Consider the following 25,964-nt stretch of genomic DNA (forward strand, 5'->3'; position numbering starts at 1 on the left):
AATTCGGCCAGACCGGGATGGAACTCGGCCAGGGGGCCGGGGAGTTATTCGGTGTCCTTCGGATGCCGGGTGGACGCGTAGACGAGGTGGACCGTTCGGCGCGCTTCGTCGACGAGGTAACGTACGCGACCGCCGGCCGTCACCTCGTACTCCCACTGGGGATACTCCCGGCCACCGAGGTTTCCGGTGGCCAGGCGGCCGCGCAGCCGGTGCTGGCGGTCGGGATCGGCTTGGGACAGAGGGTCGCCCCGCAGGGCCTCGAAGCAGCGCCGTGTGTTCCCTGGCGCTTCTGCGCCCAGTTCGCCCCACCCCTTGGCTGCCTCGTTCGTCGCGAACCGCAGACGCCATTCGCCGCTCACCGGCGGTGGGGCGACGTCGTCGCCCCGCTTCGGACTCACGGTGCGGCCACCTCGCCATGGTCCTCGTCCGGCAGTCGGCGTGTGAGCTGTGCGGTGAGGTCGGGGTCGGCGAGAACGCGTGCCGTCGCGCGCCACTCGACCACGACCCGGTGCAGATTGGCGTGGACATCCAACTGGGACGCGTCGTAGGTGGCATCGATGAGCTCGGCCACGAACTCCTTCAGCTCGTCAGCCGACAGATGACGGACCCACGGGAAGACGGACGGGAGGGCGCGCGCTATGGCTCGCTCGCCGGCATCGCTGCGGACAAGGGCGGCGAGCAGGCGGGCCGTGATGTCCGCGGTCTCCTCTCGCTGACGGTCGTGACGGGCCGTCGTCAGGTAGAGGTCCTCACCGTCCCGGCGCGTGATGTGCACACGCTGGGCGCGGTCCAGCGTTTCGGCGACACGCTTCGAGTTCTTGGAGAGCTCGGAGAAGGCGACCGTGGGAGTGGACATGGCTCGACAGTACTTCGGAACGTATTCCGAAGTCAATCGTTGAGGGCTGTCAAGGCGCCACGGCCTCTGCCAGACTTCACGCGGACGGGCTACGGGGGTGGTGCGGATGAGGTCGACGGGGCTTTCGGTACAGGAGCTGATCGCGCGGCGCAGGCGGGCCGGTTTCGTCGGCCGAGGGGCGGAGCGGGCCGCCTTCCGGGGCAATTTCGATGTGCCGCCGACCGACGAACGGCACCGGTTCATGTTTCATGTACACGGGAACGCCGGCGTCGGAAAAACCTTCCTGGTAAGGGAGTTGGAACAGATCGCCCGTGAGAAGGGCGCGCTCACGGCGTACGTCGACGAGAGCGTGGGCAGCGTGCCGGAGGCAATGGCGGCGATCAGTCGCCAATTCGCCGGTCAGGGACGGCGTTTCAAGGAACTGGACCGTCTCCTGACCACATACCGCGAACGGCGGCACGAGGCGGAGGCTGCCACCGTCGTCGTACCGCAACCGGAAGGCCCATCGGCCGGAAGCCTGGCGGCGGCGCGGGCGGGCTTGGTGGGACTCGGCATGCTGCCGGGGGTCGGCGCCTTCGCGGGAGCCCTCGACGCGGCCCAACTCGCCCAGGGCGCCGATCGATTGCGCGCCGGCCTCAGCGCGCGCTTCCGCAATCAGGAGGACGCGCAGCTGGTGCTCTCCCCGGAACGGGTGCTCACCCCGGCGTTGCTCGCCGAATTGTCCGAGGCCGCGTGCTCGGCACCGTGGATCGTCCTGTTCTTCGACACGTACGAGCGCACCGGGCCCTTCCTCGACAGTTGGCTGCACGAGACCATGACCACGGATCGGCACGGCGCTTTGCCTGCCGCTGTCGTCATCGTGACCGCCGGTCAGCACTCGTTGGACACCACCCGCTGGGGCGGCTTCGCCGATTTCATCACCGACCTGCCCCTTGGGCCGTTCTCGGAGGCCGAGGCGCGGGGACTGCTCGCGGGCAAGGGGGTGGTGGCCGAGCCGGTCGTCGAGGAGGTGCTCCGGCTCACGGGTGGGCTGCCTGTGCTGGTCTCGACCTTGGCCGGGCAGCGCCCCACCGACCCGGACGACATCGGCGATCCCAGCGCCACGGCTGTTGAGCGATTTCTGAAATGGGAGCACGACCCGGTACGCCGCGCGGCGGCATTGGCCTGTGCGCTGCCCCGACGCCTGGACATGGATGTGTTCCGGGCGGCAGCGGACTGTTCGGATGACGAAACGGCCGCATTGTTCGGTTGGTTACGCGGGTTGCCGTTCGTGGACGACCGCGATGAATGGCTGCGCTACCACGATCTGGTGCGCGAACCGATGCTCAGGTTGCAGCGGCGTCGCTTCCGGAGGGGCTGGACCGAGCGGCACGAGAGGCTGGCGGATGTCTTCGGGCGTCGGCGTGCGGAAGCGACGCGGGATCTGCGCAGCTACGAGGAGTGGGAGAGCGAGCAGTGGCGTGAGCTGCGCTTGGAGGAGACTTATCACCTGTTGTGCGCGCACCCGCACGCCGCGCTCGCCGAAGCGCTGCGAGCCCTGGTCGAGGTCTGCGGGACGGATGAGGCGGCCGGTCGCCAATGGGCACGGACACTGGAGGAAGCCGGCGATGCCACGGCGACCCCGGCCCTGCGCGAATGGGGGCGAAGCCTGGGTGAGGCGCTCGCGGACGACGCGTCCGGATTGACCAAGGCGATGGATCTGCTGCTTGCCCGTCCGGGCCTGGACAGCGGCGGTCGAGCTCTGGCGCACACGCTGCGAGGGGCGGAATTGCGAAGCGGTGGAAAATACGCGCAGGCCCTGGCCGAGTACGACCGGGCGATCGAGCTCGATTCCGATTGCGCCCCGGCTCACCACGGCCGTGGCCTCACCCAGCGCAGTCTCGGCGACTTCTCGGCAGCGCTGGCGGCCTTCGACCGAGCGGACGAGCTGGTCCCCGGCAAGAAGGAGATCATTGCGGCGCGCGGAGAGACGTATCGGCAGGCGGAGCGTTGGGCAGAAGCCATAGCCGACCTCGACCGTTGCGTCACGCTTGATCCGACCGATGCGTATCCCGTGGCCTGCAGAGCGGTGTGCCGGCATGCCCTCGAACAGTACGACGAAGCGCTGGCCGACTTCGACCGCGCGCTGAGCCTGGACGAGGGCTACGTGTGGGTGTTTGTGCGCAGGGCTCGCCTGTACCGGGCCAGAGCGGAGTGGGACGAGGCGTTCGCCGACCTGGACCGGGCGGTTGCCCTGGCCCCCGACTCCGCCTGGGTCGCGTCCGAACGCGGTGACGCTTACCGGCTGGCAGGCCGCTTCGAGGAGGCGGTCACCGAACTCGGCCGGGCTGTCGCTCTCGATGCCGATTACGACTCTGCCCTGGCAAGCCGTGGAGAGGCTCTCCACAGGCTGGGCCGGAACGAGGAGGCGCTTGCCGACCTCGGTCGTGCGGTCGAACTCGACCCGGACTATGCGTGGGCGTTGGTCATGAGAGCCCGGGTGAGGAAGGAACTGGACGACGAAGCAGGCATGTTCGAGGACCTGCACCGAGCGGTGGAGGCAGATCCGGAGGTCGATTGGACCGCAGGCGAGCTCGCGGAGGCGTACCGGCTCGCGGGTCGCTACGACGAGGCGGTCGTCTTCTTTCGCCGCTCGTTGGAACAGGACCCGGGGTACGGCAGCTCGCTGGCCAGGTTGGGAGCGACTCACTTCGCACGGGGGGACTACGCGGAGGCTCTCCGCTGCCTGAACCGCGCGTTGGAGGTGCACCCGGACTACGGGTGGGCGCTGAGCCAGCGGGCGCAAGTGAGTCTGGCAACCGGGCGGGTCGAGAAGGCCCTCGACGACTGGGACCGGCGGCTCGCCCTGGGCGGGGATGACGACACGGCCCGCTACATGGCCATCGAGACACTGATCCTGGCCGAGCGGTGGCAGGAAGCGCGGGCCAGGCTGGCCGACGCGGACGGATCGGCTGTCACGGGCGCCGACCTCGACGACCTGCGCGTCGACTGCCTCCGGCACACCGGGCAGTGGGAGGAGGCCCGGCAACTCGCCGAGCGGATCCGTGCGGACAACGCGGTGGCGGGCACATATCAGCTTGCGATGATCGCTTCCCAGTGCCGGGGACGGGAGGACGCCGAGCCCCTGTGGCACGAGCTGGCGCACCTTCTGGACACGAGTGAACCGGATGAGGAGGCTCGGAAGTTCGTTCGCTGCGTAATCGACTGGGGCCTCGCCGACTGGGCCGCCGCCGACAGGGACCTCGCCAGAGCCCTGACGACGGAGTGCGCCTGGGACGACCTGGCGTTGCTCGCCGATGCTCTCACCGGCCTGCGCGATGGTCCCGGCGCCGACCGGGAGCGTCTCACGGCGTACCTCGCGACAGTCACCTTGGCCCGCGACGCCGTGAAAGGGCGTTATACGGAGTGAGCCGCGAAGTCCACGAACTCGCTCCAGGAAGCGCCTGCGAAGGCGAGTTGGGCGCGGTGGGCGTCCTTGGAGTCGCGGACGTGGACGGTGAGGGTCCGGTCGGCGGGGGATATGGCGACCTCGACGCACTCGGGGCCGTCATTGCTGCTGTAGCTGCTCTTGAACCACTCCAGGGTGGAGGTCATGTCTCTTCTTCTCCCAGGACTTTCTCGATGAAGGCCAGCGACTCGCGTGGTGTCAGGGCCTGCGACCGGATCATTCCATAGCGCATCTCCAGGATCTGAACGTCCCGGGGATCGCTGATCAGGCGGCTGTGGAGTTGTCCCTCCGAGTGCCCGAGCGTCTTGCCGTCCCGGAGTTTCAGTAGCTGGAGTGACCCGCCCATACCCGCGTGGTCCTCACAGCTCGTGGGCATCACCTGGATCCTGACGTGCCTTAAAGTGCCGATCTCCAACAGGTGTTCGAGCTGGTGTCGCAGCACCATTCTGCCCCCGAGGGGCCGCCGTAGCGTCACCTCTTCCTGGACGAAGGTGAGCAGCGGGGAGGGAAGCCGATCGAAGACGCGCTGTCGTGCCATGCGCGCGGAGACCTGGCGATCGATCTCGTCCTCGGAGTAAGCGGGTTGCCGGATCGCGAACAATGCCCGTGCGTACTCCGGGGTCTGGAGCAGGCCGTGCATGTTGTGGTTGGCGTAGGCCCCGAGTTCGACGGCCTCGTCCTCCAGCTTCGCCAAGTCCCGCACATTCTTGGGGTAGCGGGCCTTTTCCACGTCCTCCTTCATCGCCGCGATCCTGCCGCCCGCGCCCAGCACTTCATCCGCCTGATCGAGGAAGTCGGGCTTCGGACTCCGCCGCCCCCGCTCCACCGACGACACCATCTCCCCGCCGTACCCGATCGCCACCCCCAGCTCCGGCTGGGTCAGCCCGGCGGCCTCGCGCCACATCTTGATCTGCCGCCCGACCGTCCTGAGTACAGCCGCCGCTTCCTCGTCCTCCACCCGTTCCACCCTCCTCACGGACGAGCCGTACGGCTCCGCCCCGCACCCGGACAGTCCCGCTCCGTACCGGAGTCACTCCTGTTCAGAGTAGGTACGGGCGGCCACGCTGGGTGACGTGAATCAGAAAACCGTCCCCCAAGTCACCGCCCCGACGCACTACTTCACGGTTCTCCTGGCCGCCAATCGAAGAGGTGCTCGACGGGCGCGCGAGCACACCGAGCGGCAACTCGCGGCCTGGGGCGTGTGCTTCGAAGCCGCCGCGCAGATCGTCGCCGAGCTGGCGTCCAACGCCGTGCTCCACGGACGCGTCCCCGGCCGGGACTTCCGGCTGCGGCTCAAGGTCCACGCCGATCGCGGCATCCTCCGTGTCGAGGTGACCGATGCTCGGGGCGACCGGATCCCGCAGATCCACGACCCGGTGGGCGACGAGGCCGAATCCGGCCGGGGGCTGCGCATCATCGACGCGTACGCGGACCGCTGGGGCGTGGAGGAGGCCCCGGCGGGCGGGAAGACGGTCTGGGCGGAGCTGGCACCGGATCGTGGGACACGGGACCCGGTGACTGTCTCAGACCTTGATGACGGTGATACGAGAGCCGCACAGGGCGGTCAGATCCTCGGGGTCTGAGCTGAGAATCGTTGTCGGACCGGTGGCGGCGAGGGCGGTGGCGCCGAGCATGGCGTCGACGGCGTGTTTGTGGCCGTGAAGGCCGGCGTCGGCGAGGAGGGCGGCGGCGTGGCGGGCGATGGGTTCGGTGACCGGTTCGATGACGAGGCGGGAGAGGGTCCATTCCAGGGCCGGGCGGTTGATCCGGGGGTGGACCACTTCCACGAGGGTGGCCGCGGAAGTGATCACCCGCAGGTCGTCGGCGCGAGCGAGGGCGAGCCAGCCGGTGACGGTGCGGTCGCGAAGGACGGCCTTGGCCAACCCTTCGCTGTCGAGGACCAGAGTGCCGCCGGGGGTAGCGGGGGAGGGGCGGGTCACGTGGCGTTCGCCCCGCCTTGCGTCTGCTGTCGGCGGGCCTGCTGGAGCTGGTCGCGCAGGGCTTGGACCTCTTCGTCGGTGACGGGCCCGTGTTCGGCCTCGGCGACCTGGATGAGCTCGTTGAGATTGTCCCGCTCGATCTGGCGCGCGACGGCGGCGGCGACATAGGCAGACAGGCCCGACGGGCCGCTGCGGGCCTTGGCGGCTTCGGCGATGTCGCGGGGCATGGTGATCGAGTACTTGCCGGTAGGGCCACTCATGCTACCAATCCTACCTCTGATCCTACCCCGCATAACACTTCGCCCCTTAAACCGACCGTTCCCGTTCGATTACAGTGCTGAACTGTCGTGCGTCGCTCGGTGCCATTGGGGAGGTCTTGGTGAGTGTGACTACCGGGGCCGTCTGGGGTCGGGTGGAGCAGCAGGATTTTCGGAGTCGGGTGCGCGGGACCCTGCTCGGGGCCGCCGTCGGGGACGCGCTCGGGGCGCCCGTCGACGGGATGGATCTTGAGGGGATCCGGGAGAACTACGGCGCGGAGGGACTCGTCGACCTCGGGGTGGCGTACGGGCGGCGCGGTGCCGTCACGCATCTCACCCAGCTGACCCTGTTCACCGTCGACGGGCTGATACGGGCCCAGGTACGGCGGGACACCGGCGCCTGGCATCCGCCCACCGACCTGCACCGTGCCTACCTGCGCTGGGCGGCCACCCAGCGGGACTGGGGGCCCGACGAGCGCCGCAAGGACGACGGCTGGCTCGCGCGCGAGGAGTGGCTGTACGCCCGCCGGGACCCGGCGCGTTCGCTGCTGCTCGGGCTCGGCGACGAGACCATGGGGACGCTCGACGTGCCCAAGAACGCCGGCGAGGTCGGGCCCGAGGCGACGGCCCGTTCCGCGCCCTTCGGGCTGCTCGTGGGGTGGGAGCCGCAACTCGTCGTGCAGTTGGCGGTGGAGTGCGCGGCCCAGACCCACGGGCACCCCATGGCCTACCTCGCGGCCGGCGCGTACGCCGTGATCGTGCATGGTCTCGCGCGCGGCGAGACCCTCGACGGGGCGGTCCAGCGGGCGCTGGCGCTGCTGGCCGCGCGCCCGGGGCACCAGTCGGTGTCGGACGCGCTGCAGCACGCGCTGGGCGCCGTACGGCAGGGCATGCCCACACCGCTGCGGGTCGCCGAGCTGGCCGGGGACGGCACGGCGGAGGGCGTGCTGGCGGCGGCCGTGTACTGCTCGCTGGTGGGGGAGGACGTACGGCACGGTCTGTGTCTGGCCGTCAATCAGGACGGTCCGTCGGGGGCCACCGCCGCGCTGACCGGCGGGCTGCTCGGGGCGCTGCACGGGGAGACCGCGCTGCCGCCGGCCTGGCTCGCCGAGCTGGAGGGGCGGCCGACGGTGCTGGAGCTGGCCGACGACTTCGCCATGGAGATGACGCAGGGGCCCGCGCTGCACGGGCCGGCGGGTTCGGCGCCGGGGTGGCTGGCCCGGTATCCGCGGGGAGGATGACGGCATACGCGGCTGGGCGGCCCCGGCTGATGATGCCGGTGGCCGCCCAGTCCCGTACCCGGTGATCCGTCAGTCCTTCACCGGGGTCCTGCCCACCACGTCCTCCACCTCGCCCGCCGGAGTCGGCAGGGCGACCGCCGCGCTGTCGTCGTCGTCCGTGTTGATCCGCTCGATGACCGCGAGCCGCTCCGGGGTGTCCTCCGGCTTCAGGTAGCCGACCAGGATGTAGAGGACCAGGGAGACGGCGAGCGGGATCGAGACCTGGTACTGGAGCGGGACGCCGCCGTCGACGTTCCAGTTGATGGGGTAGTTGACCAGCCAGAAGGCCAGCAGACCCATCGACCAGCTGGTCAGCGCCGCCGTCGGGCCGGAGCGGCGGAAGGGGCGCAGCAGGCCCAGCATCATCGGGATGGCGATCGGGCCCATGAGACCGGCCACCCACTTGATGACGACGGTGATGATGTCCTTGAAGGTGGGGGAGTTGACCTGCGTCGCCACCGCCATGGACAGGCCGAGGAAGACAACCGTGGTGACGCGGGCCGCGATCAGGCCGGAGCGCTGGGTCCACTCACGGGCACGCTTGGAGAACACCGGCGCCGCGTCGCGGGTGAAGACCGCCGCGATGGCGTTGGCGTCGGAGGAGCACATGGCCATCGTGTGGGAGAAGAAGCCGACGATGACCAGGCCCAACAGGCCGTGCGGCAGCAGCTGTTCGGTCATCAGGCCGTAGGAGTCGGAGCCGTCCGGCTTCTGGGCGTGGACCAGGAGCGGTGACATCCACATGGGGAAGAAGAGGATCACCGGCCAGACCAGCCACAGCGCCGCGGACAGGCGTGCCGAGCGTTCGGCGGCCCGCGGGCTGGTCGTGGCCATGTAGCGCTGGGCCTGGTTGAGCATGCCGCCGTTGTACTCGAAGAGCTTGATGAAGAGGAACGCGAGCAGGAAGACCGTGCCGTACGGGCCCACCAGCGGCTTGCCGTGGCCGTGCAGGGCCGGCTCGTCCCAGGCGCCGAAGAAGCCGATGCCCTTGTCGTTCAGCTTCAGTACGACCGCCACGAACATCGAGATGCCGGCCAGCAACTGGATGACGAACTGGCCGAGTTCGGTCAGCGCGTCCGCCCACAGGCCGCCGATCGTGCAGTAGACGGCCGTGATGGCGCCGGTGATGAGGATGCCCTGGTTGAGCGTGACGCCGGTGAAGACCGACAACAGGGTGGCGATCGCCGCCCACTTCGCGCCCACGTCGACGATCTTCAGCAGCATGCCGGACCAGGCCAGCGCCTGCTGGGTCTTCAGGTCGTACCGGTTCTTCAGGTACTCCAGCGGCGAGGCCACATGGAGCCGGGAGCGCAGCCGGTTGATGCGCGGCGCGAACAGCTTCGAGCCGATGGCGATGCCCAGCGCGATGGGGAAGGACCAGGTGACGAAGGACGTCACGCCGTACGTGTAGGCGATGCCCGCGTAACCCGTGAACATCACCGCGCTGTAGCCCGACATGTGGTGCGAGATGCCGGACAGCCACCACGGCATCTTGCCGCCGGCCGTGAAGAAGTCGCTGACGTCGTCGACGCGCTTGTGCGACCACACGCCGATCGCGACCATGACGCCGAAATAGCCGATGAGCACGGCCCAGTCGAGACCGTTCATGTACGCCTCCCAGGGGTCGACCCGGCGCTCATCGTGTGGGTTGCCGCGTGAGCACGACAAGTGAGCGTAGGGTCAAGGGGAGGTAAAAGTATTCGAGTTGATGTATCCCGTTCACCTATATGAACTCATCGCATCAGCTCCCCCGCGTTGACCAGCAAGGACTGTCCCGTGATCGCCCGCGCCCGGTCCGACGCCAGGAACACCGCCGCGTCGGCCACGTCCCCGTCCGTGGCGAGCTCCGGCAGCGCCATCCGGTCGGTCAGCCGCTTCAGCACCTCCGGCTCCGGCACGCCCTCCGTGTGCGCCGTGAACTGCACGTACGCCTCCACCGGCGGCCCCCACATCCAGCCCGGCAGCACGGTGTTCACCCGGATCCGGTACGGGCCCAACTCCCGCGCCAGCGAGTACATCGCGCTCGTCAGCGCCCCCTTGGAGGCCGCGTACGCCGCCTGCCGCACCTGCGAGGGCGCGGCCACCGCCGACTGCGTCCCGATGAACACCACCGACCCGCCCCCGGCCTCCTTCAGCGCCGACAGACACGCCCGCGTCATCCGCAGCGAGCCCAGCAGGTTCACGTCGATCACCGACTGCCAGGTCGCGAAGTCCGCGTCCTCCAGGCCGCCGAAGTAGCTGTCCCAGGCGGCCACATGGACCACGGCGTCGATCCGCCCGAACCGTTCTCGGGCGAGCCCGGCCAGCGCCTCGCACTGGCCCTCGTCCGTGATGTCCGTCGACCGGTACGCCGTGTGCGTCCCGTCCGGATCGATCTCGCCGGCGCTCTTGGCGAGGTTCGCCTCCGTGCGCGCGCCCAGCACCGCGTTCCCGCCGTCCCGGACGACCGCCGCGGCGACCTGGTGACCGAGCCCGGCGCCGACTCCCGACACGACGACGGTCTTGCCCGTGAGCAGTGACATCCGAGCCTCCGGGGGTATGGCCAATTATCTGACGGGGCGTCAGAGTATGGGCGACCGGCGGAGGACGGAAGGGGAGCGACGTGAGCGAGGAAACCCGCAGTGACGTGTACGCCGAGCTGGCCGCCGTGGGGCCCTACGGGGTGCGGCCGGGCCATGCCCTGATCACCATGGTCGAACCGCACCCGGGCCACGAGTACGCGTACAACCGCTGGTACGAGGACGACCACTACTACGCCGGCGCGATGGCCATGCCCTGGATGTACGCCGGGCGCCGCTGGGTCGCCACCCGCGATCTCCAACTCCTGCGCTATCCGGAGAAGTCGGCGATCGCCCAGCCCGTCACCGCCGGGTGCTACATCTCGACGTACTGGATCACCGACGGCCGCTACGACGACCACATGCGCTGGACCGTCGCCATCAACAAGCGGCTCAACCGGGACGCGCGGGTCTACCAGGACCGTACGCACGTCTTCACGGCCTTCCAGGACCACGAGGCGACGGTCTACCGGGACGGCGCCGCCGGGCCCCGCGACTTCCACGCCCTCGACCACCCCTATGCCGGGCTGGTGGTGGAGGTGATCGACGCGGAATCGGCGGAGCAGCGCGCGGAGTTGCTGGAGTGGCTGCGGGGGCGGCACCTGCCCAAGCGGGTTGCCGGGTCGCCCGCGGCCATGGTGACCGTGTTCCGGCCGACGCCGCTGCCCGGCGACCGGATGACGTACGTGAAGCAGGTGGAGGGCGTGGACACCCGGCTGACGCTGCTGTGGTTCCTGGAGGCGGATCCGCGGGAGTGCTGGGAGGGGTACTTCACGGACCTGGCGGCGCCGGTGGCGGAGGCGGGCCTGGGGAGGGTGGAGCTGGTGGCGCCGTTCGTCCCGACCGTGCCCGGGACGGACAGGTACGTCGACCGGTTGCGGTAGGGCATGGCCGAGCCCCCTCGGCAAGGACGGCGAGCTGGTCGAGAGGGCTCTTCCTGTGCTGCTTGTGAAGTTGTGTTTGTTGTCGGTGAAGTGGACAGAGGATCAGGAAAGACCCTCCCCTTACGCCTTGACCGAGGCGACGAAGGCGTTCCACGCGTCGGCGGGGAAGGCGAGGACCGGGCCGTCGGTGACCTTGGAGTCCTGGACGGACAGGTCCTCACCGGCCGGCGACTTGACCTCGACGCAGGCTCCGTTGCCGGTGGAGTACGAGGACTTGGTCCAGGTTTCCGTGGCGCCCTGACGAATTGCCATTTTTGCTCCGTAGTGCCAGAAGACGAGTTGCTGATTTGCGCCAACCTTTGGTGTGTGGTGGCGTGATCGACGCTACTCGCCAACCTCCGTGTACGAAGCGACTATTCACTCGACTGGATGGCATATTCCAGGTGGGTCTTCCACTACGGCCCCGGGAAGGTGTACCTTACGGCGCTTCAGCGGGCGTACTCCTTCGCGATGTCCGCGATGAACTGCCGTGACTGGTCCGGATTGAGGGCCTGGGCCCGCAGGTGCTCGTACATCACGCTGTACTTCTGCACGTCGTTGGCCTTCTCCAGGTACAGGTCGCTGGTGACACCCTCGATGTAGACGACGCTGGAGTCGGCCGCGTCCGGGAACTCCAGGATCGCGTACTGGCCGTTGAGGCCCGGGTGGGCGCCCATCTCGAACGGGATGACCTGCACGGTGACGTGCGGCAGCTGGGACTGCTCGACGAGGTGCTCCAGCTGGTCCCGCATCAGGGACTTGTTCCCCACAACCCGCTTGAGGGCCGCCTCGTCCATCACGGTCCACAGGCGGAGCGGGTTCTCCGGGGCGGTGATTCGTTCCTGCCGGCGCAGCCGCACCTGCACGCGCTTCTCGACATCGGCGGCGGCCGTCTCCGGCAACGCGCCCGCGATGAGCGCCTCGGCGTACTGCCGGGTCTGCAACAGACCGGGCACGACCTGGGGATCGTAGACCCGCAGACTCGCGGCGTCCGTCTCCAGGCCGATGTAGACGCTGTAGGGGATGTCGCCGAAGGAATGCCACCACCCCTGCTGCCGCGAGTCCTTGGCCATCTGCATCAGCGAGTCGACGATCCGGTGGTCCTCGACCTCGTACACCCCGCACAGATCCCGGACGTCGCGCTGGCTGATGCTGCGCCGCCCGTTCTCCAGCCGGCTGATCTTCGACTGCGACACCAGCAGCCGCTCGGCGACCTCTTCGGCCGTCATGCCCTTGAGCTCACGGAGCCGGCGCAGCTCCTGGCCCAGCCGGCGGCGCCGGACGGTGGGATTGACATTGGACGCCACGGGACGTGCACCTCCGGCTGCGGACCTCTGGTTACCACTTTGCGTATCTGCTGTTGAGCAGACTGCCACCAAGGTGCTTACTACCGCTGGGAAACTGTGGATATGCGCTGGATACGCACCAGTTCGCGATCCTGGCGTGATCTGCGGGGCGTTCGCGCCGGAAATGCGGCCGCGCGGGGCAGCGGGACCGTTTCGCCTTCCGCGGCTGCGGACGACGTACGGACTCACTGCCCCGCGCGGCCAGCGGCTCCCGTACCGGGTATCGGGGACTGCTGTCGTCGTGGGACTGCGGCTCAGTGGGCCACGACGCGCGCCATGGAACCGCGGCGCGGCTGCATCGGAACACCACGAGCGGGTTCCGGTGCGGGTCGGGTCGGTCCGGCGGCGGCCTGACGGCCGGCCGGGGCCGGGCTGCGGCGCGGCTGGGCCGCCACGCCGTTCTGGACGTCCATCACGGCGTGCGCGACGAGACCGCCCATGGGGTCGTGCCTGATCAGATCCCGCAACCGGGAACGAGAGGACCGTCCTTCGTTCCCCGGATACAGGTGCTTGCCGAGGCCGACAGCGTGTGCCAGGGCGGCGAGCGCCGCGGTCCGTGGGTCCGGCGGTACGCCGGTCCGGATCGCGGAATCCAGCCGGGCCCTGATCTCCCGGCTGATGGCGGTGTCCGTCGCCTGGTAACGAGTCGTCGGCAGCACCCCGCACATCTGACCGGCCACGGCATGCACCATGCCGCACCGCTCCAGATGCGAGAGGTAGGTCTGGCGCAGCCCAAGGCGCGGCCCGCCAATCCAGTTCACTGCCCGCACGGGAGCGCCGCGCCTACGCAGCAACTCCAACGCGCAGTCCAACGTTGGATCTCCAGTCGGCCGTGGGGCTACCACGGCGATACGATCCCCGTCTGGGGCTATCCGTCCGGCCAGCGCCAGCTCCACTAGCTGTGCTCCGGCCAGACCGAGGTCGAGCGACTGCGGCTGTGCAGTGGTACCCGTGGCCGGGTCCAGTGCCAGCAGCAGAAGCTCCTCCGGAAGTGTTCTGCGGCTCCTGCCCATCCATGCCTCCCCGCGTGGATGAAAGACAGGGTGACCCCTCTCACATTGGTCTGTCGAGGGTGCGTGACCTGTTTGTGAGGGAACCGGTAGGTATGTCGTTCTCGTCTACCGCAGGGGTTAAGCCCGCACACAGGACACTGGTACATGGTTCGGACAGCGCGTCGAAGCGGTGTGGAGCGGTGTGGAGCGGTGTACCGGGCGGCTTGTCTCACGGATTCACGGATTCACGGTTCACGGATTCACGGATCACGGGTTCACAGTTCGGTTGACGGGTTCGGCAGCGGCATGCGGGGCATGCGGCGGCACATGGAGGAGGCATCGGTGGCGGGCGAGTCCCCCGACAGGTCGAAGAAGCGCGAGTCGTCGGCAGAACCGACGTCGGGGAGCGCGGGTCCGGTTCCGGAGGCGAGGACGGAGGATGCCGCCACCCGGGATCCCCGCCTGGCGGTGGCGAGGGAGGGGGAGCCGGGCGCGGGGGCTTCGCCGTCGGCCGCGCGTGGTGGTGTGGACACGGCGACGCGGGTGTTCTCGGTACGGGATCTGGTGACCGGGGATGCGGAGGGGACCGGGGGAGCTTCCGGGGGTGATGCCGGGGGCTTCGGGGGTCGTTCGGGGGGTGATACCGGGGACTCTGGGGCCGGTTCGGAGGCTGGTGCGGGGGACTCCGGGGGCCGTTTGGACGCTGACGCCGGGGACTTCGAGGGCCGTTCGGACACTGGTGCCGGGGACTTCGAGGGCCGTTCGGGCGCTGACGCCGGGGACTCCGAGGAGGGTGCGGGTGTCGGTGCGGGGGACTCCGAGGGGGTTACTGGTGTCGGCGCCGAGGATTCCGAGGGGGTTTCGGGATCCGGTGCCGGGGACTCGGAGGATTTGGACGGTTCCGAGGGCGGCGCTGCGGATGGCGGTGACGTTTCCTCGGTGAGGACGACTACGGCCGACGGTGATGAGGTGACTGACGGCGAGCGGGGCGGGGCCTCGGGCGGCAACGCTGACGGCTTGGGTGACGCGCGGCTGAGGGCGGCTGTGGCGGCTTGGGTGCGGTCGGGGGACACCGAGGGCGCCAAGGACGCCACGGGTGGCGCTGAGGGCGGGGAGACGGCCCGGGAGGCTGCCGAGGAGGCCGCTGAGACGCCTGTGGCGGACGCCGACGAGACGTCGGGCGAGCCGGAGGCTGAGGTTCCGCTGGAGGGCGAGTCGGGGAGCAGCGGCTCTGCCGACGAGGACGGAGCGGACGGCGCGGCTGCCACCGAGGGTGCGACTGACGCCGGGGCCGGTGACGGCACGGCTGCCGGGAAGACCGAGGACGCCGAGCCCGGGGCGGATGCCGACGCGGACGAGGCGTCCGGGAGGGTTACGGCGGGCACGGCGGCGGAAGACGCTGCGGATGCGGATGCCGAAGGCGCCGCGGACGAATCCGCCCCGGCGGATGGCGATGCCGCAGGTGCTACGGGGGCCAGCGAGGGCGTCGGCCCCGTGCTCGCGGACGGCGATGCCGCAGGTGCTGCGAATGGCGGCGAGCGGGTCGCCCCCGCGCCGACGGAAGACGCTGCGGATGCGGATGGCGGAGGTGCCGCGGACGAATCCGCCCCCGCCGATCGCGTCCCCGCCCTGGCGGATGGCGATGCCGTACGTGCTGCGGATGGCGGCGAGTCCGTCAGCCCCGCGCCCTCGGACGGCGAAGTCGCAGGTGGCGCCGACGACGGCGAGCCCGACACCGACATCCCTGCGGGCGTCGACACAGCGAGCCCCGAGGCCGCGCAGGCCGATGTGGCGCGCACGGAGACTGCTGCCGGGACCGAGTCGGCTGCCGCCGAGCCAACTGACGCCGAGCGAGTCGCCGACGAGCCTGCTGATGCGAGGCCGGCCGGTGCCCCGCCCGCTGCCGACTCGGCCCCCGAGGCCGACGCCATCCCCGAAGACGCCATCCTCGAAGATTCCACCTCTGGAGACTCCACCTCTGGAGATCCCACCTCGGAAGACTCCGCCCTCCAGGGCTCTGCCCTCCAGGACTCCGCCCCCCAGCACCCCGCCCCCGAAGACGCCACGCCCGAAGACGCCACCCCCGCCAAACCCACACCCACCACCCCCGCCAAACCCACACCCACATCCGCACCCGCACCCGCCGACGGCGACTCCGCCCCACAAGGGCCACCCGCACCCGACGACGAAAGTGGCACGGGTGGGGCGGGTGGGCGCGGCAAAGGCGTTGATCAGCCGACCGCCGTGTTCAAGCGGCCCAAGCCCCAGGTCGATCAGCCGACCACCATGTTGAAGCTCGGGGACATCAAGGCGGACCCCGAGCGCACCAGCAAGTTCGTCGCGCTGAAGCCCCTCGACGACCCGGCGACCAAGAAGCCCCGGCCCGCCCCGGCGGAGGCGACGGCGCCGGTTCCCCAGGTCGGCCCGGAGCGGACCACACAGCAGCCGCTCCCCCCGAAGCCCCCGCTCGACCTCCTGGCCGAGCTCACGAACACCCCGCCGCCACCCCAGACCCCGGTCCGCACCATCGTCCGCCGCGTGAAGATCTGGACCCCGCTGGTCCTCCTCCTCGCCGTCGTCTTTGCGATCGTGCAGGCCGTCCGCCCCCTGCCCACCCCCACCCTCGCCCTCACCGCCGAGGACTCGTACACCTTCGAGGGGACCAAGGCCGCCCTTCCGTGGCCCAGCGAGGGGCAGGGGCGCCTCGACGTCAACGGCATCGGCACCATGGGGACCTTCGGCAAGCAGACCCCCGTCGCGATCGGCTCCGTGGCGAAGGCCATGACCGCGTACATCGTCCTCAAGGACCACCCCCTCAAGTCCGGCCAGGACGGCCCGAAGATCACGGTCGACGCGCTCGCCGAGAAGGAGGCCGGGTACTACAAGGACGGCGAGTCCACCCTGACCACCGTCAAGGAAGGCGACGTGCTCACCGAGAAGGAAGCGCTCTCGGCGATCATGATCCCGTCGGCCAACAACATCGCCCGCCTGCTGGCGCGCTGGGACGCCGGTACCGAGGCCGCGTTCATCAAGAAGATGAACGACACCGCCAAGGACCTCGGGATGACGGGGACGACGTACACCGACGCCTCGGGCCTCAAGGAGACCACCGTCTCCACCGCCTCCGACCAGGTGAAACTCGGCAACGAGCTGGTGAAGATCCCCGCCCTGACGGACATCACCAAGCTCCCCACCTGGGTCGACCCGTCCGGCAAGAAGTGGGACAACTACAACCGCCTCGTCCCGTACAACGGCGCCATCGGCATCAAGACGGGCACGACCACGAAGGCCGGCGGCAACCTCCTCTTCGCCGCCACCAAGGAGGTCGGCGGCGAGACCGTCACCGTCGTCGGCGCGATCCTCGGCCAGCACACCGCGCCGATCATCGACACCGTCAACGCGGTCAGCAAGACGGCGATGCTGGCGGCCCAGGACGCCCTGAAGTCGGCGAAGATCCTGAAGAAGGGCACGGTCGTCGGGTACGTGGACGACAAGCTCGGCGGCCACACCCCGATCGTGGTCACCAAGGACGTCGCCGCGGTCGGCTGGTCCGGCCTCAAGGTGAAGCTGTCCTTCGACGGCGACGACGTACCGCACACCGCGAAGGCCGGCACCCAGGTCGGCACGCTCACCGTCGGCGACGGCAGCAACGGCGCGGTCAAGGTCCCGGTGGCGTTGCGGCAGGACCTGGCCGAGCCCGGGTTCACGGCCAAGCTGACGCGCCTCGGCTGACCCCCGTAACACCTACCCGTCGCACCCCGTCCACGGGCCCACCTGGGAGCTCGTGGGCGGGGTGCGTGCTAGCGTCACGAAACGGGGCAGGTGCCGCTCGCGGGGCGCGGCCGGGGCACCCGAAAGGGACGTGGCTGTCAACGGACGGCCAATGGGACGCGTCCCAGAAGAGAAGAACAGGACACCCACGGGGAGTGCCTTCAGGTGGCCACTGCGGAGCCGACACGCGCCGACGACGCCGATCCGGGCCCGGGAACCGGCCCGCGAATACGCGTGCCCGTACCGCGTGAGCCGGCCCCGGTCGCCGCGGACCGGTCGCCCCGGGCGACGCGCGCCTTCCACGCCCTACGGGAGCGTCTCCTGCGCCACCCGGTGCTCTCCCTCACCGCCCTCTCGGGCGTCCTCCACATCGTCTGGTTCTTCACGTTCGCGAACAGTGGCGGCGACCTCGCGGCCCAGGACGCCTGGGCCGAGTTCGTCGGCCGGCACCCCGACTCCGCGTACAACCTCGCCTGGTACGGCGGCATGCACCCGGTGTCGTACAGCATCGTGTCGCCGTACCTGATGTCCGTCCTGGGTGTCCGTACGACGATGATGCTGGCCGGGACGGTCTCGGCCGGGCTGCTGACGATGATCCTGCTGCGCAGCAAGTCCGTGAAGAACCCGCTGTGGGCCTCGCTCGCGGGCGTCTTCGCCTTCCTCTGCAACGCGGCCTCGGGACGTGTGACCTTCGGGCTCGGCACGGTGTTCGCGCTGGGCGCGGTGGCCGTGGTGTTCTGCTGGCCGCACCCGTTGCGGTACAAGCGGTGGGCGAAGGCCGCGTGCGCGGCCCCCCTCGCCGCCCTCGCCACCATGGCCTCGCCGGTCGCGGGCCTGTTCGTGGGGCTGGTCGCCGTGGCGCTGTTCCTGCAGAAGCGCCGCCCCGGCGCCTGGGCGCTCGGTATCGCCCCGGCCGCGGTCGTCGCGCTGTCGGCCTGGCTGTTCCCCTTCGCGGGCACCCAGCCGATGCGCTTCGCCTCGGTGATCCTGCCCTTCGTGTACGCGGTCCTGATCTTCGCGCTCGTCCCCAAGGAGTGGACGACGGTCCGCCTGACCTCCGCGGTGTACGGCCTCGCGGTGGTCGGCGTGTGGATCGTCAGCTCGCAGATCGGCTCCAACATCACCCGCCTGGCCATGCTGTTCGCCGGGGTCGTGCTGGTCGCGGCGCTGCCCTTCCAGGTCCGCCGCTCGCGCCGCTGGTGGCTGACCGTGGTGGCGATCGCCGGGTTCACCTTCTGGATCGGCTTCAAGTCGGTCGACGACGTCGTCCACACGACGCCCACCGCGTCCTGGGCGCGCGAGCTCGCGCCGCTGGTCAACCAGCTCCAGAAGGTCGGCGCCGCCAAGGGCCGCGTCGAGGTCGTGCCGGCCGCCTCCCACCGCGAGGCCTCCGCCCTCGCCCCCTACGTCAACCTGGCCCGCGGCTGGAACCGCCAGGCCGACATGGAACGCAACCCCCTCTTCTACGACGACACCCTCAACTCGGCGAACTACCACGAGTGGCTCCAGCGCTGGGCCGTGCACTTCGTCGTGCTGCCCAAGGACGAGCCGGACGGCGACGGCGGCGAGCGGGAGCGGGAACTCGTCCAGCGCGGGATGCCGTATCTGAAGCAGATCTGGGGCGACGCCAACTGGCAGCTGTTCCAGGTCACCGACCCGGCGCCGCTCGCCGAGCCGAACGCCGTCGTCGACCGCGCCGAGCAGGGCGAGATGACGATGGAGGTCGAGAAGGCCGGACGCGTCCTCATCCGGATCCCGTACTCGCCGTGGCTGAGCATCGTCGACGCCGAGGGCAAGAAGCTCAAGCCGCCCCAGGAGACCCAGGCCTCCAAGCACCGGGCCGACGGCGAGCCGAAGTCGTACGACAACGTCAACGGCTGCCTGATGGAGACGGAGAAGGACGCGAACGGCGACAGGTGGACCATGCTGATCGCCCCGAAGCCGGGCACGTACCGCCTGGCCGCGCCCTACACGCTGCCACGCGGCACCCCGTGCCCGGACGAGCTCAAGAAATGAGCGTCTACTTGTACAAGAAATGAGCGTCTACTTGTACTTGACCGGGAACGCCACGTCGCACACCTCGTCCTCCGGGCCCGCCGCGTCCCAGTCCGCGAAGTAGACCTCCCGGCAGGGGCCGGCCATCTCCAGGCCCTCCTGGGCCATCCAGTGCTCGACCGCCTCGAAGGCGGCGATGATCTGGGGGTGCGCCACCTGTGCCTTGGTGATGCGGGTGTAGGCGAGGCGCTGGGCCGGTTCCACCCGCACCTTCGTCTCCCGGGGCCGCCCGTGCGCCTCGGCCCAGGCCCGCGCCGCGGCCTCGTCCGCCACCGGCACGCAGGACTCGGCGGGACCGTCGCTCTCCATCGACACCTCGGCGTGGTAGACGACGTACGGCGCCGCCGTCACCCCGCCGCACTCCCGGGCCGCCTTCTCCAGCCGCCCCAGCGAACCGCCGATCCACGTCGGCAGCTCGTCCGCGAGTGTGTGCCTGGTCTCGGTGATGACCACGCGCTCCGGCACGTCCACCGTCTCGACCACGAACTTCCCGTACATCTCGGAGCTCCTCCCCGACAGTCGTCCACGGAGGTACTCGGCGAGCGTCCGCTGCCCCGCGACGCGTGTCTCGACGTCCGCCCAGAACGCGTCGAGCAGCCCGGCCGCCCGCTCCCCGTCCGCCTCGACCACCTCGGCGATCCTGGCGAGCGGCATGTCCAACTGGCGCAGCAGCGCCACCAGCCGGGCGCGTTCCACCTGGCCGGCGCGGTAGTAGCGGTAGCCGCTGGCCTCGTCGACCCGGTCCGGGGCCAGCAGGCCGAGGCGGTCGTACAGCCGCAGCGCCTTGGCCGAGAGCCGGGCCCGGGCCGCGAACGCGCCGATCGTGAGCAGTTCGTCGTCCACGACAGCCATCCTCCGTCACCGGGCGGATCCGTTCCGCCCGGCGACGAGGAGACTCGTCCCTGCCCCAGGGGCAAGGTCAAACAGCCAGCTGTGCCTCCACGGCCGCCACGACCTCCGGCGCCTCCGGCTCGGTCTGCGGGGAGAAGCGGGCGACGACCTTGCCGTCACGGCCGATCAGGAACTTCTCGAAGTTCCAGCGGATGTCGCCGGTGTGGCCCTCGGCGTCGGCGAAGCCGGTGAGGCGGTCGTAGAGGGGGTGGCGGCCCTCGCCGTTCACCTCGACCTTCTCGGTCAGCGGGAAGGTCACGCCGTACGTCGCCGAGCAGAACTCGGCGATCTCCTCGGCGCTGCCCGGCTCCTGCCCCATGAACTGGTTGCAGGGCACGCCGAGGACGGTGAAGCCCTGCTCGGCGTAGCGCTCGTGGAGGCGCTCAAGGCCGGTGTACTGCGGGGTCAGCCCGCACTTGGAGGCCACGTTCACGATGAGGACGGCCTTGCCCGCGTACTGGGACAGGTCCGCCGAACCACCCTGGAGGGCACCGATCTCCACGTCGAGCGGAGCGGCACCGTTGCTGTCTGCAGTCGTCATAAGCGGATGCTAACTCCGCTTGGTGACGGACCGGTTCGGGGGGCTTGGTGAGTGGGACGGGGGCGTGGCCGCCTCCACGAGCACCTCTCCCGCGGCCGTCCGCGTGTACAGCACCGAGCGGCCCGCCCGCCGGCGTTCCACCAGCCCCGCGTCCAGCAGCACCCTCAGATGGCGGCCGACCGAGCCGAGGCCCTGGCCGGTCACCGCGACCAGCTGGCTCGTGCTCAGGGGCGAGGCGAGCAGGACGAGCACCGCGGCCCGCGCGGGGCCGAGCAGCGCGGCCAGGCTCGCGGGGGCGGGCCGGGCGGCGGGGTCGGCGAGCGCGCCCGCGCAGGCGTACACGATGGCGTAACGCGCGGGCTCCTCCCAGGACACCCAGCCCGCCTTGGGCGTCACCGGCACGAAGACCAGTTCGGCGCCGGAGATCTCGCGCGGCGGGTACTCGTGCAGGTTCACCTGGAGCCGGTTCTCGCCGAGCCACCTGGTCCGCCCCGGCCGCAGCCCGTCCAGCACGGCCGCCCAGCCTCCCTGCCCGAACCGCGCGGTACGGGCCACGACATCGGCCTCCAGGACGCGCCGGCGCCGCTCCCAGGTCGGTCGTACGGCCGTCTCCCAGACGTGCTCCAGGAGCGCCGCCGCCCGCTCGGGCAGGTCGTCGCGGTGGAGCTCGGCCGGGAGCGGGGTGCCGGGGCGGTGGTCGGTGGCGAGGGAGACGGCGAGCTGGGTGCGGGCCTCGGCCGCGGGGACCGCCCGGACGCGGGCGACGCCCGCCTCGAAGGACTCGCCGTCGCGGGGCGGGGGCGTGAGGAAGTCCGCGTTCCAGTTCCGGGCGAGCCCGGCTCGGACCAGGTGCGCGGTCACGGGGTCGGCGGCCAGCAGCGCGCGGTAGCCGGGCAGGTGCTCGCGCAGCCAGGCCCGCTCACCGGGGTGCGTGCCGCTGCCGACGTGCAGCAACTGCAGACAGGCGAAGGTCTCGGCGAGCGGGGAGATCACGAACCTGCTGCTCGCGAGGGTGTCCGCGTTCAACTGCCACCAGCCCATGCGAACGCCCCCTCTTCCGTGCCCCACCTTTCGCCGTCACGCGAAACATTACTGGCCGTCGGCGGTCCGCCCGAGACTCCACCGCATGCGCAGCTACCAGGACCTCTTCCGCACCCCGGAGTTCACGCCCCTCTTCCTCTCCTCCGCCCTTCAGGGCGCCGGGCAGACCGTCGGCGGCCTCGCCATCGGCACCCTCGTGTACGCGGCGACCGACTCGCCGCTGCTGTCGGCGGTGAGCATGTTCACCCCGCAGCTGGCCCAGGTGCTCGGCGCGACGACCCTGCTCTCGGCCGCCGACCGGATCCCGCCGCGCGCCGCGCTGGCGGGCATCGCGCTCGCGTACGGGCTGGGCACGGCCGTACTCGCGCTGCCCGGTCTCCCGGTCCGGGCGGTCTTCCCGGTGATCCTGCTGCTCGGTCTGATCGCCTCGCTCGGCGGCGGGGTGCGGTGGGGGCTCCTCAACGAGATCCTGGCCAAGGACGGCTATCTGCTGGGGCGTTCGGTGTTCAACATGATGAGCGGGCTCATGCAGGTCGTCGGGTTCGCCACGGGCGGTGTCCTGGTCGCCGTCCTCTCCCCGCGCACCGCGCTGCTGCTGTCCGCGTTGCTGTATCTGCTGGCGGCCCTGGGCGCGCGCCTCGGCCTGGCCGCCCGTCCGCCGCGCGTGAGCGGCCGTCCGTCGGTCGCGGCGACCTGGCGCACCAACGCCCTCCTGTGGTCGTCCCGCCCCCGCCGGCTCACCTACCTCGGCCTGTGGCTCCCCAACGGTCTCGTCGTCGGCTGCGAATCGCTGTTCGTGTCGTACGACCCCGGGTCCGCGGGCACGCTCTTCGCGGCGGCGGCACTGGGCATGCTGGTCGGGGACGTGACCGTCGGACGGCTGGTCCCGCCCGCGCTGCGGCCCCGGCTGGCCACGCCCCTGCTGCTGCTTCTCGCCGGGCCGTACCTGTTCTTCGCCCTGCACCCGGCGACTCCCGTGGCCGCGGTCGCCGCCGCCCTCGCCTCCGTCGGCTTCGGCGCGAGCCTGGTGCAGCAGGAGCGCCTGATGGCCCTCACCCCGGACGAGCTGTCCGGGCACGCCCTGGGGCTGCACTCCTCCGGCATGCTGACCATGCAGGGAGTGGCGGCGGCACTGGCGGGCTCGGTCGCCCAACTCACCTCGCCCGCAACGGCGATGACGGTCATGGCGGGCGCGTCGGCAGTGGTGACGGTGACGCTGGCGGCGGCGGGGAGGCGGTCGCGCGTGCCGGAGCCGCAGCCGGCGTGACGAGCCGCGTTCCGCGGTCTTTCGCCGCCCCTCCCGGCCCGGAAGGATGACGGGATGCGTGTCGTGGTCGTGGGCGCGGGGTTCGGCGGGATCGCGGCCGCCGCCGAACTGCTGCGGAACGGAATGGACGACGTGACCCTGCTGGAGGCCGCCCCGGAACCCGGCGGCACCTGGTTCCACAACCGCTACCCGGGCGCCGCCTGCGACGTCCCGAGCCACCTCTACTCGTACTCCTTCGCCCAACGCGCCTCCTGGACCCGCCTGTTCTCGCACCGCGACGAGATCCTGCGGTACGCCCGGGAGACCGCGGACGCGCTCGGGATCACCCCGCGGATCGTGACGGACACGCTGGTGACCTCCTGCGTCTGGGACGACACGGACCGGACCTGGACGGTACGGAGCCGTCGGGCCGGGGTGGCGGAGGAGCGGGTCGCGGACGCCGTGGTGCTGGCGACCGGGCAGTTGGACAAGCCGGCCTTCGCCGCGGTGGAGGGAATGGAGGACTTCCGCGGGCACGGTTTCCACTCGGCGCGCTGGGACGAGGGATACGACCTGCGGGGAAAGCGGGTCGCCGTCATCGGGACGGGTGCCAGCGCGGCCCAGCTGGTGCCGGAGATCGCCCCGGTGGTGGGGCACCTGACGGTGTTCCAGCGGACCGGGAACTGGTTCCTGCCGCGCCGGGACCGCCCGATGCCGGCCGCACTGGACCGTGTCCTGCGCCGGCCCTGGGCGCGCCGGGCATGGCGGCAACTGATCTACCACGCCCTGGAGTTGATCACCCTCTGTGTACGTCACCCACGTACGGCAGGCCGTGTGGGCGCGCTCGTCTCCGGTGCCCACATGCGCCGTCAGCTGCCCGACCCGGAGCTGCGGCGGAAGGTCTGGCCCGACTACCCCTTCGGCTGCAAGAGGGTGCTGCTCAGCTCCGACTTCCTGCCCTCGCTGCGGCGGCCGGACGTCGAGCTGGTGACGGAGCGGATCGTCCGGATGACGGCCGAGGGGCCGCTGACCGAGGACGGGCGGGTGCACGAGGTCGACTGCGTGATCCACGCGACCGGATTCCGTACCAACGTCTTCATGCTCCCGATGGAGGTGCGCGGAACGGGCGGGGTGTCCATCGCGGACGCGTGGGCGGACGGCCCCCGGGCCCATCTCGGGATCATGGTGTCCGGGTTTCCCTCGCTGTTCCTGATGTACGGGCCGAACACGAACACCTCCGGCGGGTCGATCCTGTTCTTCCTGGAGGCGCAGGCCGCCTATGTCCGGCGGGCCCTGGAGCTGGCCCGGCGCAGTGGGGCGGTGGCGCTGGACGTGCGGCCGGAGGTGGAGGAGACGGGGCTGGAGGCGGTGCGGGCGCGGTTCGCGGGGACGGCCTGGCAGGCGTGCTCGTCCTGGTACCGCACCCGGGACGGCCGAAATGTCGCCAACTGGCCGGGATACATGGGGGAGTACGCGCGGCGCACCCGGCGTCCGCTCCCCGCGGAGTTCACTTTCCTCCAGGCCCGGTGATCGGCTCCCCGCCCCGTGTTGAGGGGAGGGCCGCGGGGGCGGAGACTGGAAGGGTGCGCGGTGCGGGAGAGAGGCCGGGGCCATGGGCGAGTACGTGAAACTTCCCGGAGTCGAGACCTGGTACGAGACCGACGGGGCCGAGGGCGCCGAGCCGCTGCTTCTGCTGCACGGCGGAATGTGCACCAACGAGACCTGGGCGGCCCAGCGGCCCGACCTCGCGGCGGCATACCGGCTCTTCCTGCCGGAGCGCCGCGCGCACGGCCGTACGCATGACGTCGAGGGGCCGCTGAGCTACCTGGACATGGCCGACGACACCGTCGACTTCATCGAGGCGGTCGTGGGCGGCCCGGCCCACCTCGTGGGCTGGAGCGACGGCGGAATCGTCGCGCTGCTGGTCGCGCTGGCCCGCCCCGAGCTGGTGCGCAAGGTCGTCGCGATCGGCGCCAACTTCCGCCCCGCGCCGGAGATCTCGTCCGGCCCGAACATGCTGGACGAACTGGACCCGGACGAGCCGGGACTGGCACCCCTGCGCGACATGTACCAGGCGGTGACCCCGGACGGCGCCGACCACTGGCCGGTCGTCGTCGGCAAGCTGAAGGACATGTTCACCCGCGAGCCGAACCTCACACCGGACGACCTGGCCCGGATCACCGCCCCCACCCTGATCCTCGCCGGCGACGACGACATGATGACCCTGGAGCACACGGCGACCCTGTACCGCTCGATCCCGAACGCCCAGCTCGCCATCGTCCCGAACACCTCCCACGCGGCCCCCCTGGAGAAGCCGGCCGAGGTCAACCGCATCATCCTGGACTTCCTCACGAACGAACCGGCTCCGACGATGCTGCCGGTGCTGCGGGCGTCGTCCGCGGCCGGTTGACCGGAAGTTCATCAAGGGTGCAGCGCCTCCCGCGACGGTTGCCGGAGCGACCGGGATCGGGAGGACGAGTGACGGAAGCGGAGTTGGTGGCGGCCGCGCTGGGCGCGGGGCCACCGGACGGGCTGAGGGACACCCGGCAGGGTCTCGTACGGGACCTGTACGTCGCCCTGCGGGAGTCCGTGCGATGGCGGCTGACGGGCGACGGCGGACACGGCCGGCGCGTGTTGGACGCGCACGAGGTGGATCCGGACGTCTGGCGGGAGCGGCTGATCGAGGTGCTGGCCGGGTCCGGTGTGGAGAAGGACGCGGAGATCCTGGCAGCGGCGCGGATTCTCCTGGGAGCCGGGCGGCGGGCCGGCCGGCTGGCGCTGGACGCGCGCGGGGCTCCGGGCGGGGGCCGGTAGGAAAT

The 25,964-nt window shown here is 70.6% G+C and carries 25 protein-coding genes; 10 read left to right on the plus strand and 15 right to left on the minus strand.

Translation table 11 applies throughout. From position 1 onward, the window contains the following. Nucleotides 1-44: 44 nt before the first annotated feature. A complete protein-coding gene (locus MQP27_RS14740) occupies nucleotides 45-398 on the minus strand; it encodes a hypothetical protein (protein WP_242765526.1) in 354 nt (117 codons plus the stop codon). After that, complete coding sequence (locus MQP27_RS14745) at nucleotides 395-856, minus strand: prevent-host-death family protein (protein WP_242765527.1); 462 nt, start codon at nucleotides 854-856, stop codon at nucleotides 395-397. Before MQP27_RS14745 ends, MQP27_RS14740 begins: the two co-directional genes overlap by 4 nt. 106 nt (nucleotides 857-962) lie before the next feature. Here MQP27_RS14745 and MQP27_RS14750 point away from each other — a divergent pair, with 106 nt between their 5' ends. Next, the gene (locus MQP27_RS14750; RefSeq protein ID WP_242765528.1) at nucleotides 963-4,265 is read left to right on the plus strand and encodes a tetratricopeptide repeat protein; all 3,303 of its coding nucleotides are present in this window, start codon (nucleotides 963-965) and stop codon (nucleotides 4,263-4,265) included. On the opposite strand, the gene MQP27_RS14755 is transcribed toward MQP27_RS14750, so the two are convergent. Then, a complete protein-coding gene (locus MQP27_RS14755; RefSeq protein ID WP_242765529.1) occupies nucleotides 4,253-4,450 on the minus strand; it encodes a DUF397 domain-containing protein in 198 nt (65 codons plus the stop codon). The genes MQP27_RS14750 and MQP27_RS14755 overlap by 13 nt on opposite strands. Further along, nucleotides 4,447-5,262 carry a helix-turn-helix domain-containing protein gene (locus MQP27_RS14760; protein WP_242765530.1) on the minus strand — a complete coding sequence of 272 codons (816 nt, stop codon included), beginning with the start codon at nucleotides 5,260-5,262 and terminating at the stop codon, nucleotides 4,447-4,449. Before MQP27_RS14760 ends, MQP27_RS14755 begins: the two co-directional genes overlap by 4 nt. 106 nt (nucleotides 5,263-5,368) lie before the next feature. On the opposite strand from MQP27_RS14760, the gene MQP27_RS14765 reads away from it, so the two are divergent. After that, on the plus strand, nucleotides 5,369-5,887 hold the full coding sequence (locus MQP27_RS14765) for an ATP-binding protein (protein ID WP_278196132.1): 519 nt from the start codon (nucleotides 5,369-5,371) through the stop codon (nucleotides 5,885-5,887). Here the strand turns inward: MQP27_RS14765 and MQP27_RS14770 are convergent. Both MQP27_RS14770 and MQP27_RS14775 read right to left on the minus strand, forming a co-directional pair. Beyond that, on the minus strand, nucleotides 5,828-6,244 hold the full coding sequence (locus tag MQP27_RS14770) for a PIN domain-containing protein (protein WP_242765532.1): 417 nt from the start codon (nucleotides 6,242-6,244) through the stop codon (nucleotides 5,828-5,830). The two genes, MQP27_RS14765 and MQP27_RS14770, sit on opposite strands and share 60 nt — an antisense overlap. Next, nucleotides 6,241-6,504, minus strand: a complete 264-nt coding sequence (locus tag MQP27_RS14775) for a CopG family transcriptional regulator (RefSeq protein ID WP_242765533.1) — start codon at nucleotides 6,502-6,504, stop codon at nucleotides 6,241-6,243. Before MQP27_RS14775 ends, MQP27_RS14770 begins: the two co-directional genes overlap by 4 nt. 119 nt (nucleotides 6,505-6,623) lie before the next feature. Here MQP27_RS14775 and MQP27_RS14780 point away from each other — a divergent pair, with 119 nt between their 5' ends. Further along, nucleotides 6,624-7,742: an ADP-ribosylglycohydrolase family protein gene (locus MQP27_RS14780; RefSeq protein WP_242765534.1), complete on the plus strand. Its 1,119-nt coding sequence runs from the start codon at nucleotides 6,624-6,626 to the stop codon at nucleotides 7,740-7,742. Nucleotides 7,743-7,811: 69 nt separating this feature from the next. Here the strand turns inward: MQP27_RS14780 and MQP27_RS14785 are convergent, their stop codons facing one another. Together MQP27_RS14785 and MQP27_RS14790 are read right to left on the minus strand one after the other, a co-directional pair. After that, nucleotides 7,812-9,389 carry a sodium:solute symporter family protein gene (locus MQP27_RS14785; RefSeq protein ID WP_242765535.1) on the minus strand — a complete coding sequence of 526 codons (1,578 nt, stop codon included), beginning with the start codon at nucleotides 9,387-9,389 and terminating at the stop codon, nucleotides 7,812-7,814. Between the two features lie 125 nt (nucleotides 9,390-9,514). Beyond that, nucleotides 9,515-10,303 carry an SDR family oxidoreductase gene (locus MQP27_RS14790; protein ID WP_242765536.1) on the minus strand — a complete coding sequence of 263 codons (789 nt, stop codon included), beginning with the start codon at nucleotides 10,301-10,303 and terminating at the stop codon, nucleotides 9,515-9,517. An 80-nt stretch (nucleotides 10,304-10,383) separates the two neighbouring features. Here MQP27_RS14790 and MQP27_RS14795 point away from each other — a divergent pair, with 80 nt between their 5' ends. Next, nucleotides 10,384-11,223 (plus strand): hypothetical protein, encoded by an 840-nt coding sequence (locus MQP27_RS14795; protein ID WP_242765537.1) that lies wholly within the window; start codon nucleotides 10,384-10,386, stop codon nucleotides 11,221-11,223. A 120-nt stretch (nucleotides 11,224-11,343) separates the two neighbouring features. On the opposite strand, the gene MQP27_RS14800 is transcribed toward MQP27_RS14795, so the two are convergent. The 4 genes from MQP27_RS14800 to MQP27_RS51375 all read right to left on the minus strand — a co-directional run bounded on the left by MQP27_RS14800 (nucleotide 11,344) and on the right by MQP27_RS51375 (nucleotide 14,133). Continuing rightward, entirely contained in the window at nucleotides 11,344-11,535 is a 192-nt protein-coding gene (locus tag MQP27_RS14800; RefSeq protein ID WP_242765538.1) for a DUF397 domain-containing protein, read from the minus strand. Nucleotides 11,536-11,711: 176 nt separating this feature from the next. Then, nucleotides 11,712-12,569, minus strand: coding sequence for a helix-turn-helix domain-containing protein (locus MQP27_RS14805; RefSeq protein ID WP_242765539.1), 858 nt, complete (start codon nucleotides 12,567-12,569; stop codon nucleotides 11,712-11,714). Between the two features lie 293 nt (nucleotides 12,570-12,862). Beyond that, complete coding sequence (locus tag MQP27_RS14810; protein ID WP_242765540.1) at nucleotides 12,863-13,621, minus strand: GOLPH3/VPS74 family protein; 759 nt, start codon at nucleotides 13,619-13,621, stop codon at nucleotides 12,863-12,865. A gap of 254 nt (nucleotides 13,622-13,875) precedes the next feature. Next, nucleotides 13,876-14,133 (minus strand): hypothetical protein, encoded by a 258-nt coding sequence (locus MQP27_RS51375; protein ID WP_242765541.1) that lies wholly within the window; start codon nucleotides 14,131-14,133, stop codon nucleotides 13,876-13,878. A 436-nt stretch (nucleotides 14,134-14,569) separates the two neighbouring features. On the opposite strand from MQP27_RS51375, the gene MQP27_RS14820 reads away from it, so the two are divergent. Further along, the gene (locus MQP27_RS14820) at nucleotides 14,570-17,332 is read left to right on the plus strand and encodes a D-alanyl-D-alanine carboxypeptidase (protein WP_242765542.1); all 2,763 of its coding nucleotides are present in this window, start codon (nucleotides 14,570-14,572) and stop codon (nucleotides 17,330-17,332) included. A 204-nt stretch (nucleotides 17,333-17,536) separates the two neighbouring features. Next, nucleotides 17,537-19,387, plus strand: a complete 1,851-nt coding sequence (locus MQP27_RS14825; protein WP_242765543.1) for a DUF8823 domain-containing protein — start codon at nucleotides 17,537-17,539, stop codon at nucleotides 19,385-19,387. 27 nt (nucleotides 19,388-19,414) lie between these two features. Here the strand turns inward: MQP27_RS14825 and MQP27_RS14830 are convergent, their stop codons facing one another. The 3 genes from MQP27_RS14830 to MQP27_RS14840 form a co-directional block, all read right to left on the minus strand. Further along, nucleotides 19,415-20,278: a MerR family transcriptional regulator gene (locus tag MQP27_RS14830; protein ID WP_242765544.1), complete on the minus strand. Its 864-nt coding sequence runs from the start codon at nucleotides 20,276-20,278 to the stop codon at nucleotides 19,415-19,417. A 67-nt stretch (nucleotides 20,279-20,345) separates the two neighbouring features. Beyond that, nucleotides 20,346-20,858 carry a glutathione peroxidase gene (locus tag MQP27_RS14835; RefSeq protein ID WP_242765545.1) on the minus strand — a complete coding sequence of 171 codons (513 nt, stop codon included), beginning with the start codon at nucleotides 20,856-20,858 and terminating at the stop codon, nucleotides 20,346-20,348. Between the two features lie 9 nt (nucleotides 20,859-20,867). Further along, nucleotides 20,868-21,899 carry an ArsR/SmtB family transcription factor gene (locus tag MQP27_RS14840; RefSeq protein WP_242765546.1) on the minus strand — a complete coding sequence of 344 codons (1,032 nt, stop codon included), beginning with the start codon at nucleotides 21,897-21,899 and terminating at the stop codon, nucleotides 20,868-20,870. Nucleotides 21,900-21,984: 85 nt separating this feature from the next. Here MQP27_RS14840 and MQP27_RS14845 point away from each other — a divergent pair, with 85 nt between their 5' ends. The 4 genes from MQP27_RS14845 to MQP27_RS14860 all read left to right on the plus strand — a co-directional run bounded on the left by MQP27_RS14845 (nucleotide 21,985) and on the right by MQP27_RS14860 (nucleotide 25,959). Beyond that, nucleotides 21,985-23,166 carry an MFS transporter gene (locus MQP27_RS14845; RefSeq protein ID WP_242765547.1) on the plus strand — a complete coding sequence of 394 codons (1,182 nt, stop codon included), beginning with the start codon at nucleotides 21,985-21,987 and terminating at the stop codon, nucleotides 23,164-23,166. A 54-nt stretch (nucleotides 23,167-23,220) separates the two neighbouring features. Further along, nucleotides 23,221-24,675 carry a flavin-containing monooxygenase gene (locus MQP27_RS14850; RefSeq protein ID WP_242765548.1) on the plus strand — a complete coding sequence of 485 codons (1,455 nt, stop codon included), beginning with the start codon at nucleotides 23,221-23,223 and terminating at the stop codon, nucleotides 24,673-24,675. A gap of 82 nt (nucleotides 24,676-24,757) precedes the next feature. After that, nucleotides 24,758-25,555, plus strand: coding sequence for an alpha/beta fold hydrolase (locus tag MQP27_RS14855; protein WP_242765549.1), 798 nt, complete (start codon nucleotides 24,758-24,760; stop codon nucleotides 25,553-25,555). Between the two features lie 68 nt (nucleotides 25,556-25,623). After that, complete coding sequence (locus MQP27_RS14860; RefSeq protein ID WP_242765550.1) at nucleotides 25,624-25,959, plus strand: hypothetical protein; 336 nt, start codon at nucleotides 25,624-25,626, stop codon at nucleotides 25,957-25,959. Nucleotides 25,960-25,964 lie beyond the last annotated feature (5 nt).

It is taken from the genome of Streptomyces cylindrosporus, from assembly GCF_022698165.1.
Lineage (GTDB): Bacteria > Actinomycetota > Actinomycetes > Streptomycetales > Streptomycetaceae > Streptomyces > Streptomyces cylindrosporus.

Bases quoted from the DNA above. Each gene is read 5' to 3' on its own strand.
- MQP27_RS14790 (WP_242765536.1), bottom strand. From the start codon at position 10,303: ATGTCACTGCTCACGGGCAAGACCGTCGTCGTGTCGGGAGTCGGCGCC.
- MQP27_RS14750 (WP_242765528.1), top strand. From the start codon at position 963: ATGAGGTCGACGGGGCTTTCGGTACAGGAGCTGATCGCGCGGCGCAGG.
- MQP27_RS14850 (WP_242765548.1), top strand. From the start codon at position 23,221: ATGCGTGTCGTGGTCGTGGGCGCGGGGTTCGGCGGGATCGCGGCCGCC.
- MQP27_RS14785 (WP_242765535.1), bottom strand. From the start codon at position 9,389: ATGAACGGTCTCGACTGGGCCGTGCTCATCGGCTATTTCGGCGTCATG.
- MQP27_RS14855 (WP_242765549.1), top strand. From the start codon at position 24,758: ATGGGCGAGTACGTGAAACTTCCCGGAGTCGAGACCTGGTACGAGACC.
- MQP27_RS14845 (WP_242765547.1), top strand. From the start codon at position 21,985: ATGCGCAGCTACCAGGACCTCTTCCGCACCCCGGAGTTCACGCCCCTC.
- MQP27_RS14835 (WP_242765545.1), bottom strand. From the start codon at position 20,858: ATGACGACTGCAGACAGCAACGGTGCCGCTCCGCTCGACGTGGAGATC.
- MQP27_RS14810 (WP_242765540.1), bottom strand. From the start codon at position 13,621: ATGGGCAGGAGCCGCAGAACACTTCCGGAGGAGCTTCTGCTGCTGGCA.
- MQP27_RS14840 (WP_242765546.1), bottom strand. From the start codon at position 21,899: ATGGGCTGGTGGCAGTTGAACGCGGACACCCTCGCGAGCAGCAGGTTC.
- MQP27_RS14755 (WP_242765529.1), bottom strand. From the start codon at position 4,450: ATGACCTCCACCCTGGAGTGGTTCAAGAGCAGCTACAGCAGCAATGAC.
- MQP27_RS14830 (WP_242765544.1), bottom strand. From the start codon at position 20,278: ATGGCTGTCGTGGACGACGAACTGCTCACGATCGGCGCGTTCGCGGCC.
- MQP27_RS14800 (WP_242765538.1), bottom strand. From the start codon at position 11,535: ATGGCAATTCGTCAGGGCGCCACGGAAACCTGGACCAAGTCCTCGTAC.
- MQP27_RS14745 (WP_242765527.1), bottom strand. From the start codon at position 856: ATGTCCACTCCCACGGTCGCCTTCTCCGAGCTCTCCAAGAACTCGAAG.
- MQP27_RS14775 (WP_242765533.1), bottom strand. From the start codon at position 6,504: ATGAGTGGCCCTACCGGCAAGTACTCGATCACCATGCCCCGCGACATC.